General features: G+C 68.4%; 9 protein-coding genes and 1 pseudogene. 8 read left to right on the top strand and 2 right to left on the bottom strand.

Features of this window, described 5'->3' with window-relative positions; all coding sequences use genetic code 11:
• The first annotated feature begins 627 nt into the window (after positions 1 to 627).
• Positions 628 to 1113, top strand: coding sequence for a hypothetical protein (locus GA0115233_RS37825; protein WP_255310490.1), 486 nt, complete (start codon positions 628 to 630; stop codon positions 1111 to 1113).
• A gap of 428 nt (positions 1114 to 1541) precedes the next feature.
• Here GA0115233_RS37825 and GA0115233_RS37815 read toward each other — a convergent pair whose 3' ends face one another.
• Complete coding sequence (locus GA0115233_RS37815) at positions 1542 to 2138, bottom strand: SMI1/KNR4 family protein (protein WP_093725011.1); 597 nt, start codon at positions 2136 to 2138, stop codon at positions 1542 to 1544.
• A gap of 228 nt (positions 2139 to 2366) precedes the next feature.
• Here GA0115233_RS37815 and GA0115233_RS37810 point away from each other — a divergent pair.
• Both GA0115233_RS37810 and GA0115233_RS42480 read left to right on the top strand, forming a co-directional pair.
• A pseudogene (locus tag GA0115233_RS37810) lies at positions 2367 to 2903 on the top strand (DUF6368 family protein); the annotation flags it as partial.
• Complete coding sequence (locus GA0115233_RS42480) at positions 2833 to 3000, top strand: DUF6368 family protein (RefSeq protein WP_369691396.1); 168 nt, start codon at positions 2833 to 2835, stop codon at positions 2998 to 3000. The pseudogene GA0115233_RS37810 and the gene GA0115233_RS42480, both read left to right, overlap by 71 nt.
• A gap of 379 nt (positions 3001 to 3379) precedes the next feature.
• Here the strand turns inward: GA0115233_RS42480 and GA0115233_RS37805 are convergent, their stop codons facing one another.
• Positions 3380 to 4174, bottom strand: coding sequence for an SDR family NAD(P)-dependent oxidoreductase (locus GA0115233_RS37805; protein WP_093725007.1), 795 nt, complete (start codon positions 4172 to 4174; stop codon positions 3380 to 3382).
• Positions 4175 to 4614: 440 nt separating this feature from the next.
• On the opposite strand from GA0115233_RS37805, the gene GA0115233_RS37800 reads away from it, so the two are divergent.
• The 5 genes from GA0115233_RS37800 to GA0115233_RS37780 all read left to right on the top strand — a co-directional run bounded on the left by GA0115233_RS37800 (position 4615) and on the right by GA0115233_RS37780 (position 12818).
• A complete protein-coding gene (locus GA0115233_RS37800; RefSeq protein WP_093725005.1) occupies positions 4615 to 7341 on the top strand; it encodes a discoidin domain-containing protein in 2727 nt (908 codons plus the stop codon).
• Between the two features lie 754 nt (positions 7342 to 8095).
• Positions 8096 to 9763, top strand: coding sequence for a pyranose oxidase (locus GA0115233_RS37795; protein WP_093725003.1), 1668 nt, complete (start codon positions 8096 to 8098; stop codon positions 9761 to 9763).
• Between the two features lie 21 nt (positions 9764 to 9784).
• Positions 9785 to 10708 (top strand): myo-inosose-2 dehydratase, encoded by a 924-nt coding sequence (gene iolE, locus GA0115233_RS37790; RefSeq protein WP_093725001.1) that lies wholly within the window; start codon positions 9785 to 9787, stop codon positions 10706 to 10708.
• Positions 10705 to 11997: an FG-GAP repeat domain-containing protein gene (locus tag GA0115233_RS37785; RefSeq protein WP_093724999.1), complete on the top strand. Its 1293-nt coding sequence runs from the start codon at positions 10705 to 10707 to the stop codon at positions 11995 to 11997. Before iolE ends, GA0115233_RS37785 begins: the two co-directional genes overlap by 4 nt.
• A 161-nt stretch (positions 11998 to 12158) precedes the next feature.
• Complete coding sequence (locus GA0115233_RS37780) at positions 12159 to 12818, top strand: rhomboid family intramembrane serine protease (RefSeq protein ID WP_093724997.1); 660 nt, start codon at positions 12159 to 12161, stop codon at positions 12816 to 12818.
• The last annotated feature ends 263 nt before the right edge of the window (positions 12819 to 13081 follow it).

The following is a 13081-nucleotide window of genomic DNA, read 5'->3' as shown; positions in this document are numbered from 1 at the left end:
CGCTCGGAGCTACGTGAACTCGCCCAGGAAGCGCTGGATACCGCCACCGAAGTTCACTTGGCCCGCGATGAGTACGACCGCGCAGAACGCGGGAGAGCCGCGCGCCTGGCTTTGGACACCTTTCTGGCGCGAGGCGCGAATCAGTTGCTCTGACCTCAACCGCCCCGCCATCGTTCGTCAGTGGAGCACTGTCGTCCTCGCCACCCTGCGGTGGGGACGACCTGGGAGCATGAGCGTGGGTCGAGCAGTGGTTCGGTGTGCCCGGTGCTGCGGTGCCGTACGTACTAGGTTGTGTCCGCCAGGCCAGGTCGCCACGCGTGAACCAGATGTACAGAGCGCGATGCTGTCGTCGGTGGCGTTGCTGCGGCGGAGCCTGTCCTGGGAATGCAGGGGCGGCCGGGAGATGCTTCGAGCCAACTGCCCGCATGCCCGGGGCTCTCCGCCGGCCTCGCTGGCATGCGTGCTCCTGCCGCATCGCCTCTCCGGCGGAGGGGCGCGCGTGGGTGGCGTGTTGTCGCCGTAGACGCCGCGAACGGGTCATGGCAGCTTTGGGCCGTGCCCTGAGCAGGGCAGGAACCACAGCTCGACTCGGACTTGGCCTTGGAAGCGAACTCGAAGGAGCGTGCGGTGACAGCAGGCAGTGGACCCTTCCGGCGCGGTGGTGTGAGGGCCGCCGCGGTGCTGGTCTGTCTGGCGGTGGCGGGCGCGGTGGCCGCGCCTGCGGCTGCCGCGGCCGGAAGTGCCCCGTCGAGTGTGCCGCCGGCGGTGATCCTGAGCGTGCAGAGTGACCCGACGCCGGAGGAGCAGGAGAATCTGCGGGAGATCGCGGGGGCGATCTGGACCCCGCAGCTTGCCGCGGGCTGGAACATGAACAGTGAGGTGGCCGCTGTCTTGTCCACGGCCACCGGGGAGATCCTGCGGTGCAGCGAGGCGTTCTCGCTCGTGCCGCGGCCGCCGGGCTTCGTGCCGGGTCTCGGCTATCTGGTCCAGTACTGGAAGAACCTTCGCGACTATTTCCTGGCCGTCAAGGACAACCGCAGCTACCGAGCGTGTGTGGTGGCTACCGCGGCCAACTACCGCTCCGCAATCGAGATGGCCTCCATGGGCATCTGACCGGCCGTGAGGCGGGGTCCGGTCACGGGGACCGGACCCATCCTCGTGTCGATGGGAGTGCCGCCGCCGCGCCACCCGCGGCGGCAGACGCGCCAGATGGGCGAGAGCTGACTGACCGCACGGTCGGACACGGTGCGGCACTCAACTCGCCGAGCGGTTGAAGCCACTTTGGTTGAGCACACCGTTCTGCCCGGCGGGAAGTCGGCTGCCGCGATGGTGGTCCGTCTCGTCAAGGGGGTGATCGTCCTCGATGAGGAAGAGCAGATCTTGATGCGCTGGCGCATGTGGCCCGCCCTTCGGCTGGAGGCCGACCGGTGCTCCCTGGCTTGCTGGGCAGGGGACGGTCAGACCTGGACGGTGTTCGTCGTCACGGGCGGGGATGCAGGGCCGCGACTGTGCCGTGGGTGCGGCTTGAGCAGTTCGCGCGGTCAGAAGGGCTCGAAGCTTGGCTGAACGGGGCCTATCTCTCCGGCGGCAGCCAGTTCCTCCAGGTCCTCCGGCTCCAGGAACTCCAAGGCCTCCGGTTCGATGCCGTGGTACCGGTCGACATCGAGTAGCCGGTGTACGAAGGCAAGGACGAAGCTTGAGAACGGGCCATCGAACGTCTCGCAACCCTCTTCGTGAACCATGGTGACGATCTTCCATCGATCCGGATCCGGATCGCAGGGTAGGAAGAAGTGCTCGTCGCCGCTGTGGTCGTATCCCCAGGAGATCAGCCCTCCAGCCTCGGGGTGGAAGTGGTACGGGACGTGTTCGGAGTTGCCGCGGTCGAGGGTCCTGTTCCGGTGCTCAGTGAAAGCCTGGTGTGTCTTTCGCATCCGTTCCAGCAACGGGCTTGATCCACGCGGGTGGAAGACGACGAGTTCGCCGGAGATGACCCCGCTGCCATAGGCATTGAGGAACGTCTTGAAGTCGCTGGGCAAGGGGGAGCCTACGTATTGCTCAACTTCGTTCCAGTCACCTGGGGTTGATCGGGGGCGGGCGGGCTCGCCAAGTAGAGCCTGCAACTCATCCAACGAGGACACGCACTGCTCCCAAGCTTCAGCCGTTCACCTTTCGATGACGTGAACCTACTGGCCATCAACCTCCGGTGCCAATGCACAGCCTCCGCTGTCCCGGGAGCCAAGCCGGTCACCGAGCTCCTGCGCGATCAGCGCGACGCCGGGTTGGCGGCGTCTATGCGCGACCCGGCTGGACTTGGTGTGGGAACAATTCACGCGGTCGCGGGGAGCTGATCAAAGTAGGCTCCCTGCATGTCTGGTCCGACGTTGGCAATCGAATTGGCGGAGCCGCTGGCTCCGGCTTCGCTCCAGGAGTTCCGTGCGTTGATGGTGGGGCTCTCCTCCCACTTCGACGAGAAGCGGCCCGGGTTCTTCGACGTCAATGTGCCCGTAGAACGACTGGGCGTCGACGACAGGCGAGAGGAGGACTGGCAAAAGCCGTTCCCGCTTCCCCTCCTCGGCAACGCCTCCGCGGACGAGGAGCTCAAGGCCCTGGTGGGATTCAATCCGCAGCGCGAGGACGGGCGTCGGCCCTTCCTGGTCTACTTGATGGGTCCAGGTGTCGGTGATGAGAGCATCTTCGAGGCTGAACACGCGGACGAGCCCGAGGTGGAGGCCATCCTCGGCTTCAGGCCGACCCATGCCGTCAATGTCAGCGCCGGCTGCAATCGCGAGATCGACCACGTGGCGACGGCCCTGCTGACCGCCGCTGTCATGGATGTCATCGGGGGCGTGGCCAATGTCGAGCTGCTGGACGGACAGGGGTCGGTCGTCGCCGGCCTTCCGGGGGGTGTTGGGGATTGCGGGCGACGACTGGATGGCGCTGGGATCGGCGGAGTTCCTGCGGGCCTGGGCCGGACACCCCGACTTCCGGCTGGTCAAGTAGCCCAGGCAGATTCGCGGCGCAGGCGGTGCTGTGATCTGGAACGGGCGGACGGGTTGTCCGGGATCACGTAGATCTGTGCGCCGTCGGGCCTACTCGGCGGGAAAAGCAGCGTGGGTCTCCCTGCGAGCCAGCCCTCGGTGATCGGCCGCGTAGCGCGCTTGCCACCGTGGCGTACGGCCTCGCCCTGAGGGTGTTCAGGGCTTCCTCCAGCCACGGCTCGCCCCGCTCCACCGCCGTCTCCTCGCCGTTCGGGCCACGGGACGTCGACGCCACGGTTTCGTAGACCGACTCCGACCAACCCAACACCCGCTACCCGGACCCGCCCCCAAGCCCTGCCCTTGAGACCGTAGATCACCTCGTCGCGGAGGGACACCCCGGCTCAGGGAAGGATCGAGTCGACGTAACCACCGTCGACGCGCAGCGCGCCTCCGGTGGTCGCCGAGGCATGGTCGGAGCTGAGGTAGACAACCATGTTGGCGATCTCCTCCGGCTCGATCAGCCGCTGGAGCAGGGACTGTGGCCGGTGCTCCCGCATGAAGACGCGCTGGGCCTCCTCCCAGGGCAGGTCGCGGTCGACGAGTTGGTAGACGAAGTCCTCAACGCCTCGCGTGTGGGTGGGGCCCGCGATGACGGAGTTCACCGTGACACCGGTGCCGGCGGCCTGTTTGGCGAAGCCCCGGCTCACGGCGAGCAGGGCGGTCTTCGACATGCCGTAGTGGATCATCTCGGCGGGCGTGACGATCGCCGAGTCGCTGGCGATGTACTGGACGCGTCCCCAGCCGCGTCCGGTCATGCCCGGCAGGAGGAGACGGGTGAGGCGCACGGCGGCCAGGACGTTCACCTCGAAGTAGCGCCGCCATTCCTCGTCGCTGATCTCCAGGGGGTCGGCGGACTCGAAGATGCCGAGGTTGTTGACGAGGATGTCCACCGGGGGCAGGGCGTCCAAGGCCTGCCGGGCGCCCTCTTCGGTGGTCACGTCGGCGGCCACCGGCACCAGGTCGGCGCCGGGCGCTTCGCTGTGCAGCCGGTCCACGGCCTGCTGCACCCGCTCGGCCGAGCGGCCGTTGACGCCGACCCGGGCGCCGGCGCGGGCCAGGCCTGAGGCGATCGCGGCGCCGATGCCCTGCGTGGAGCCGGTCACCAGAGCGGTGCGGCCCGTCAGATCGATCTGCATGTGGTTCCCTCAAGCCTTTCGTACGGGAAGGGATGGAGTGCCCGCGGGCGGGTTTGGCGGCACCACCAGTCATACAGAAGGGAGCGCAACGGGACACCGGTACGCGCCGGGAGGCCAGGGGCGCGAACCAGGGTGCCGGAGTGTGCTGAGGGCGCACGGGAGCAGTGGCTGCTACACAGGGTTATCGAAATGTCGCTCTGGGTAATGCCGAGTTTGCGACGGGAAACCACCCCTGGGAGGGCAGCAGGGATGACGGTGAAGGGTCTGGACACCGCTCGCCGACCCGTCGTCCGTTTCTCGGGAGCGCCGTACATACGCGTCCGCTGACGCGGTCGCCGTCCCGGCCTGCCCTTCTGGCGCTTCGGCACGTGTGCCTGCCGGCGGGGCCCGGTCGAACTCCCGTTCCAGACGCCCGTCCACCGATCCCGTGGAGATCCCTCATGGCGCTTACGCGCAGGCGACCCGCGTCGCCCTTACGGCCGTCCCGCCGCGCCCGGCTGACGGTCCCTCTCCTCATCGGCACCCTCCTGTCCACCGCCGCTTTCACCCACGCCACGCCCGCGGCGAAAGCGGCGGCCCAACTCTGCCCCGAAGAGGGGCACTCGGCGCCCTCCGACTGGGCGCTCACTTCCACCGATCCGTCGAACGACCACCACGCCTACGCGGCCAATGGCTATCTCGGGCAGAGCCTGCCGCCGTCGGGCACCGGCTACTCCGTCTCGCAGCGGGACACCGGCTGGCCCCTGAAGACGCCCCGCTACGACGGCGCGTTCGTGGCCGGCCTCTACGCGCACAACGAGCAGACCGCCGACGGCCGTCACGTCATCGCGGCGCTGCCCACCTGGTCCGGGCTGACCGTCACCGTCGGGCGGGAGACCTTCGGACCGTCGACCCCCACCGACCGGATCTCGGGCTACCGGCAGACCGTCTTCCTGCGCTGTGGCCTGGTGCGCACATCACTGACCTGGACCACGACCGACGGCCGGGCCACCGACCTGGTCTACGACGTCGTCGCCGACCGCAAGTACCGTCACGTCGGCGCCGTACGGCTGTCCGTCACCCCGCACTGGAGCGGCACCGCGAGCGTCACAGACCTCATCGACGGCCGCGGAGCGCGACGGATCTCGGCCACCGGAGACAAGCCCGGCCGGTCCGCCGAGGACCGCATCGCCGTGACGTTCCGGACCGACGGCACCGGCGTGGACGGGGCGGTGACGTCGACGCTGCGGCCCGACGAGGGCGTTTTGCTGGGCGGCTGGTCACAGGGCGGCGAAGGGCTGACGGCCCACCAGTCGGCGCGGGTGCCGGTGCGCGGCGGGCGCTCGTACGCGTTCACCAAGTTCGTCGGCGTCGACACCGAGTTGACCTCCCGCCGGCCCGCACAGAGCGCCGCGGAGCAGTCGGCGCGGGCCGCGGACCGTGGCTGGGAACGGCTGCTCGGACGGCACATCGCCGAATGGGAGCAGCTGTGGAGCGGCGACATCGAGGTGAAGGGCCATCCCGAGCTGCAGCGATGGCTGCGCTCCAGCCTGTACGGTTTGCTCGCCAACTCCCGGGCCGGGTCGCCGGACAGCATCGCCCCGGCTGGCCTGACCAGCGACGACTACGCGGGCCTCAAGTTCTGGGACGCCGAGACCTGGATGTTCCCGGGCCTGCTGGCCTTCCGGCCCGAACTCGCCCAATCGGTCCTGGAGTACCGCTACCGCACGATGCCGGCTGCCCGGAAGAACGCCGTCGCGCTGGGGCGCCGCGGCCTGTTCTTCCCGTGGACCAGCGCCGACAAGGGGGACCTGACGTCGGAGTGCCACAGCGTGGAGCCGGACCACTGCCGCACCCAGATCCATCTGCAGGCCGATATCGCCGTCGCCGCCTGGCAGTTCTACCAGCAGACCGGTGACCGGCAGTGGCTGCGCGAGCGGGGCTGGCCGCTGCTCAAGGGCATCGCCGAGTTCTGGGAGAGCCGCGTGACCCGCAACGGCGACGGCAGCTACTCCATCAACAACGTCTCCGGACCGGACGAGTACAGCAACTACAAGAACGACGCGGTCTACACCAACACGGCCGCCGCCACCGCGCTGCGCCATGCCGCCCGTGCCGCAGGCGTCCTCGGCGAGCGCGCACCGGGCAGCTGGACGTCTATCGCCGACCGGCTGCGGATCCTGTACGACAAGGAGGCGAAGGTCTTCCGGCAGTACGACGGCTACCGGGGCGACCCGATCAAACAGGCCGACGCCGTCCTGCTGATCTACCCCCTCGAATGGCCCATGTCCGAGGAAGCGGCCGCCCACACCCTCGACTACTACGCCGCCCGCTCCGACCCGGACGGCCCGGCCATGACGGACTCGGTGCACGCGGTGGACGCGGCGGCCATCGGCAAGCCCGGCTGCGTCGCCCACACCTATCTGATGCGGTCCATCCGGCCCTTCGTACGGGGGCCGTTCGCGCTGTTCTCCGAGGCGCGCGGGGAGCGGGCGGCCGGTGCCGGTGATCCTCACGCGGGGTTCCCCGCCGAGGACTTCCTGACCGGCAAGGGCGGCTTCGTGCAGGTCTTCACTCACGGGCTGACCGGGCTGCGTACCCGCTCGGACAAGGTGCGCCTGGACCCGATGCTTCCTCCGCAGCTGTCGCAGGGCGTCACACTCAAGGGCCTGCGCGCGCACGGCAGGACGTACGAGGTGGCCATCGGCGCCGAGGAGACGCGGGTGCGGCTGATCCAGGGGGAGCCGTTCGAGCTGGAGACCCCGCAGGGCACGCAGATCGTCAGCTCTGCGGCGCCCGCGGTCGTCAAGACCCGCCGCCCCGACCTGGAGCCGACGGACAACGCGGCCCGCTGCCGGCCGGCCGGGGCGACCTCGGAGCAGCCCGGCCTGTACGCGGGTGCCGCCGTGGACGGGGACGGAACGACGTTCTGGTCGCCCAAGGCAGCCGAGGCGCACCTGACCGTCGACCTCGGGCGCCCGGTGCGCGTCTCCAAGGTCTCGGTCGAATGGACCGACGTCCAGCCGGCCTCGCACCGGCTGCTCGCCTCCGTCGACGGCGAGAACTGGCGCGAAGGGACGCCCGGCGTCACCGCCCGCTTCGTGCGGGCGGAGGTGGAGGCGCAGGACCCCGGTGACGACGGGAAGCGGCCCGGAATCAAGGAATTGAGGGTCGTCAAGGCGCCTTAATTCCATGAATTAATCGCAAAGAGGCCAGTCAGGAAAAGTCTGTGCGCCCTGGTTTTCGAACCAGGGCGCACAGCCTTTTTTGTCTTCGCTTCGTTGTCGGCCGCGCGGGAGCATGCGACAGCGCATGTAATGCATCCTCCGGCGCACGAAATTCATGCTTCGGGGCATGTAAACGGCGTCATCTCATCACATAAGTAACCCCTTCGAGTGGTCCTGGGGAGTCTGCTATTTACGGAATCCGCGGCCGCCCGCTCAATGGAGTAGTCCCCCTTTTTCCGGCAGTCTCCGATTCCTGTTCGGTGGCTGAAACGGAGGGATCCCAAATGAATCGTCGGTGGATTTCAGCCACCGGTCTGGCTGCTTTCCTGCCCTTCCTCGGCGCCGTCACCTGCAAGGGGTTCCCGACGTCGGTGAAGGGGCTGCCGGCCGGCCGCGTGCGGCTGGGCGGCCGGGGCCGAAGACGATTCTGAGTATCTGCCGGGACGGCGCGGAGTACCCGGCGGAAGGCGACTGACGCGACCCGGACCGGTAATCGCCAGGTCGACCGTTTCGGATCAATCAATGGGCATTTTCCTCGCCCATTGAGGCACGGCAATCGGCGCACGTCATTCAAGGAATGCGCCCTGCCGAAAAGGAGTTCCAGCTCCACCAAGGAAAGATCACTCCGCACCTCAACAAAATCGGCGGCCGAATACAGCTGCACGAATTCCTGGCCAAGGCCGGCAACGCGGCCTGAGAAGAGAGAGGAAGCATCATGAGCAAGTACGACGTCGATGTTCTCATCGTCGGAAGCGGTCCGGTCGGGGCCACTTTCGCGCGGAAGCTGGTGGACGCCGGACACCATGTCCTGATGATCGACGCCGGTGCGCAACTCTCCGGGACCTACGGAGAGCACCTCAAGAACAGCTTCCTGTACCAGAAGAACGTGGACCTGTTCGCGTCGGTCATCCGCGGCCATCTGCATCCGCTGTCCATCGCGAAGGACGACTCCCCGGTCGTCACCCTCGACCCGTCCTCCTTCTCGTACGACGCCGAGGAGTGGCCGGGATTCGTCCTCAACAACCAGAACCCCGAGCAGAAGAAGCGCGACAACCTCGGCGCGTCCGCGGCCACCTACGCCGTCGGCGGCATGGCCACGCACTGGACCTGCGCCGTACCCGAGTTCCACGCGACCCTGGAGCGCACGTACAACGGCGAGCAGTACCCCATCGACGCGACCACGATGGACAAGCTCTACAAGGAGGCGGCCGGGCTGCTGCACCGCTCCGAGGCGGTCTTCGCCTCCTCGGCACGCCACCTCCTGGTCCGTGAGGTGCTGCACCGCGCCAAGTTCACCGACGTACGGGAGCTGCCGCTCGCGGTCAGGGCGCGCCCCGACCAGGCCAAGTCGGACGCCGTGCACTGGAGCGCCGCGGACACCGTGCTCGGCCCGCTCGCCAACCCCCGCCACACGCCCACCCAGGGCTCCTTCCGGCTGCTGGCCGAGCACCAGTGCACCAAGCTGGAGCTCACCGACGACGGCAACGGCCAGCAGCGTGTCACCGGCGTGAAGGTCCGCAACCTCCGCGACCTCAACGAGAAGGTGACGATCAACGCCGAGGTGTACGTCGTCGCGTGCAACCCGGTGCTCACCCCGCAGCTGCTGTTCGCCTCGGAGCTGCGGAACGAGGCGAACGGGCGCTACCTGACCGAGCAGCCGATGGCGTTCTGCCAGACCGTGCTCAAGCAGTCGATCCTCGACAACGTCGAAACCCTGCTGGAGAAGTACCCCGACGCCAGGACACGGGTGAAGGAGTACATCGAGAAGCAGAGGCAGAAGCAGCAGGAGAAGACCCCGGGCGCCGACCCCGTGCCGTTCCCGAAGGGCGAGCTGGAGCCGAACCTGTGGATCCCGGCCGTGCCGGGGCAGCCCTGGCACTGCCAGATCCACCGTGACGCCTTCAGCTACGGCGAGGTACCGCCCAACATCGACAGCCGGCTCATCGTCGACCTGAGGTGGTTCGGGATGTCCCGGCCGCGGCGCAGTAACCGGGTGACCTTCAGCCGCGACATCAAGGACACCTTCGGCATGCCCCAGCCGACGTTCCACTTCGAGCTCAGCAAGGAGGAACGGGCCGACTGCGGCAGGATGATGGAGCACATGATGCGGGTCGCCGCCCAGCTCGGCGGCTTCATGCCCGGATCGGAGCCGCAGTTCCTCACCCCGGGCCTGCCGCTGCACATCGCGGGCACCACGCGGATGGGCAAGGACGAGAAGACCAGCGTCGTCGACCCCAACTCGCAGGTGTGGAGGGTCAAGAACCTCTTCCTCGGCGGCAACGGCCTGCACCCGTTCGGCAACGCCGCCAACCCCACGCTGACCAGCGTCGCCATGGCGCTGCAGGCCGTCGAGAAGATCAAGACCATCCTGCCGAGCTCCTGAAGGCACAGGGGAGGGACGACCATGACCGCGATCAGGCTGCCCGAGACACACTTCGGCATCACACCGACCGGCTGGACCAACGACGACTTCCCGCTGCTGGGCGACGACATCCCCTTCGAGCAGTGCGTCAGCGAGATCAGGCTGGCGGGCTTCGAAGGGTGCAGCATCGGCCACAAGTTCCCCACCGGCGTGGACGCGCTGAACGAGGCGCTCGCGCTGCGCGACCTCAGCGTCACCGAGCCGTGGGTGAGCACGTTCTTCACCGTGCCCGGCATGCGCGAGCACACCATCGCCGCCTTCCGGGAGCGGATGGACTTCCTCGACTCGATCAAGGGCCCGGTGAAGACCCGGAGCATCGGGGTGGCCGAGTTCGGCAACTCCATCCACCTCATGCCCATCAGCCTCAGCAAATCCAAGCCCGTGTTCACCGAGGACCACTGGAAGGCGCTGGCCGAAGGGCTCGACGTGATCGGCAGGCTCGCCAAGGAGCGGGGCTTCCAGCTCGTCTACCACCCCCACATGGGCACCGGGGTGCAGACCCAGCCAGAGGTCGACACGCTCATGCGGCGCACCAACGCCCAGTACGTCCATCTGCTGCTGGACACCGGCCACTTGTACTGGGCGGGCGCCAACCCGGTGGCGGTGATCAACGCGCACGCCGACCGCATCCGGCACGTCCACCTGAAGAACATCCGCGCCGCGGTACGCGACAGGCCCGCACTGGCCCTGGCCGGCTTCGAGGAGTTCGTCAGGGCGGGCATCTTCACCGTCCCCGGCGACCGGACCGGAGACGTCCCCTTCCCCGCGATCCTGGCCGCCCTGGAGTCCAAGCAGTACAAGGGCTGGCTCGTCGTCGAGGCCGAGCAGGACCCGCACGGCCCGCGACCACCGCTGTACTACGCCAAGCTGGCCCGCGAGTACCTGAGGAAGGAGCTGGGGAGGTGACCGTACCCGCCACACCGAAGTTCACCGAGTCGGTCATCGACGCCGACCCCCGCGACGGCTACTACCTCCAGGCCGTCGACATCGACGGCGACGGCCGACCCGACCTGGTCGCCTCCGGACTCAGCCGCGGCGAGGTCGTCTGGTACCAGAACCCGTCCTGGACGAAGCGGACCATCGTGTCCCTGACCGGCCGCAAGCCCGTCGCCCTGGACACCGCCGACCTCACCGGCGACGGCCTGCCGGACCTGGTCCTCAGCCACGACTACGGCAACTGCATGTTCAACTGCGGCCCCCAGGACGGCAAGATCTCCTGGCTGCAGAACCCCGGCGCGGGCAAGTGGAACACCCCGTGGACCCGCCGGCACGTGGCGGACCTGGTCGCCACCCACCGGTTACGGCTGGGCCACTTCACCACCGACCGGCGACTGCAACTGGCCGCCTTCCCGGTGGTCGGACCGCACGGCGGCGCAGCCGGTGTCCACTCGCCCGTCCACGTCATGCTGTACGACCTCCCCGACGACGTGCTGAACGCCGAGGCATGGCAGGGCCGGGCCGTGGACACCGCCCACTTCACCGTGGTGCACGGTGTGGTCGCGGCCCGCTTCCCCGGCACCCCGCGACCGGACCGGGAGTCGTTCCTGCTGGCCGGCGGCGAGGGAATCAGCTGGCTGGGCCCCGGTCCCGGCGCCGCGCCGGACAGCCCCTGGCAACACGCCACGCTCGGCACGGGCGTGCCGCCGCAGAGGTCCCCGGAACTGGGCCGCTACTTCCAGGGCACCGGCAACCTCGCGGTCGGACGGATCGGCGGGCGGCCCTGCGCCGTCATCGTCACACTGGAGCCGTTCCACGGGAACACCGTCGCGGCCTACGTACGCCCCAACGGCACCCCCTCACCGTTCGCCAAGCCGTGGCGGCGCAAGGAGCTGAAGGTCTTCGCCCATCCCAGCGGCCAGTACGACGCCGTAGGACATCACGTGGTCGTGGCGGACTTCGACAACGACGGGGACGACGAGTTCCTGATCGGCATGCGAGGGCCCGCCCCAGCCCAGGGCGTCTGGTACTACAAGCTCGACGCACAGGGAAACACACTCGTCGAGCAGCAGGTGAGCACCGAGTCCACCGCCCGCATAGCCGTCGCGGACTTCAATGGCGACGGCAGGCTGGACTTCGCCATCACCGCCTACGACACGGTGGGCTACTACCGGACCAAGGCCCCGAAGGTACGCCTCTACACCAACGCCTTCGCCTGGCCCGGCCCGGTCACACCCCCACCGGGCGGCGACGGCTGACCGACACATCCGCGGCGGGGCGGCATCCCCCCGCCGCGGATGTCACTGAGCGCACTCCGCGATACGGCTCCTGCGGCACTCCCGCCACTCGACAGCCCGCGCATGTGCCCTCTCATGGCTGTCCCTGTTGGTGCAGCTTCACCATCTGACAAGCTTCGATCATGAACATGCACGGTGTGTTGCTCTACGGGTGTGCGGTGGCTGTCATCGGATCGGGCATCCAACTCCTGACGACGCTCGCCACGAAGGACGGCGCGGAGACGCCGCCTCCCCTGGCCCTGCTGCAGGCGTGGCGCCACCCTGTCCCGAGAGCCGCCACGGCGCTGTTGGTCACCATGGTGGTGCTCGGAGTAGCCCAGACGGCTGCCCCCGCAATGATCGATACGCTCGAACGGCACCCTCATGGCGCGTGGTGGCGAGCCGTGACCGCCTTGCTGGTGCAGTCATCGGGCTGGTTCCAACTCCTGTTCAACCTGGCCGCGCTCGCGGTTGTCGCTCCGATCGCCGAGCGGCAGTTCGGCGCCTGGCGGACGCTGCTGATCTTCTCGGTAAGCGGTGTGACGGCGCAGGCGGTGAGCATGGCTGGCTGGAGCCTGCAAGGAGGCGGGGACTCCGTGGCGATCTGCGGACTCGTCGGCGCACTCGCCACTTGGTACGCGGCGCGGGGCAGTGTCGTCGCCCTGCGGCGGACGGCTCTTGCCATCCCCGCAGCGGGCCTTGTCCTTTGCCTCCTCACCAACAACCACGGCGTGGGCCTCGTGATCGGCAGCGCCCTGGGAGCCGGACTGGCGACTCCTACCCGCCCACCCCTGACGGCCTGACTCGGCATGACGGCGGCTGCCGGATAGTTCCCCAGGAACGTGCCGCCTGCGGGGCATGGCAACTGGCCACTGACAAACCCGGCCTGGACCGTGCTGCAACGCGGCCCTGGCCCACCGCGCGGCATGGCCGACGGCCAACATCGACGCGATGGTCACCAAAGGAACCAAGGCTTGACGAAGCCCGGCTTCAACTGCCTGTCTCTCACATGCTTATGACGACTGCGCATACGCATGCCGGACGATCGGCAGTACCCGCCTCCTCC

It is taken from the genome of Streptomyces sp. DI166 (assembly GCF_900091315.1).
In the GTDB taxonomy this organism is placed as follows: domain Bacteria; phylum Actinomycetota; class Actinomycetes; order Streptomycetales; family Streptomycetaceae; genus Streptomyces; species Streptomyces fuscus.
The sequence above is the reverse complement of the archived record's forward strand: the minus strand, read 5'-3'. Positions and strand labels throughout refer to the sequence as shown.

Bases quoted from the DNA above. Each gene is read 5' to 3' on its own strand.
- GA0115233_RS42480 (WP_369691396.1), top strand. From the start codon at position 2,833: ATGTCATCGGGGGCGTGGCCAATGTCGAGCTGCTGGACGGACAGGGGT.
- GA0115233_RS37805 (WP_093725007.1), bottom strand. From the start codon at position 4,174: ATGCAGATCGATCTGACGGGCCGCACCGCTCTGGTGACCGGCTCCACG.
- GA0115233_RS37800 (WP_093725005.1), top strand. From the start codon at position 4,615: ATGGCGCTTACGCGCAGGCGACCCGCGTCGCCCTTACGGCCGTCCCGC.
- GA0115233_RS37795 (WP_093725003.1), top strand. From the start codon at position 8,096: ATGAGCAAGTACGACGTCGATGTTCTCATCGTCGGAAGCGGTCCGGTC.
- iolE (WP_093725001.1), top strand. From the start codon at position 9,785: ATGACCGCGATCAGGCTGCCCGAGACACACTTCGGCATCACACCGACC.
- GA0115233_RS37780 (WP_093724997.1), top strand. From the start codon at position 12,159: ATGAACATGCACGGTGTGTTGCTCTACGGGTGTGCGGTGGCTGTCATC.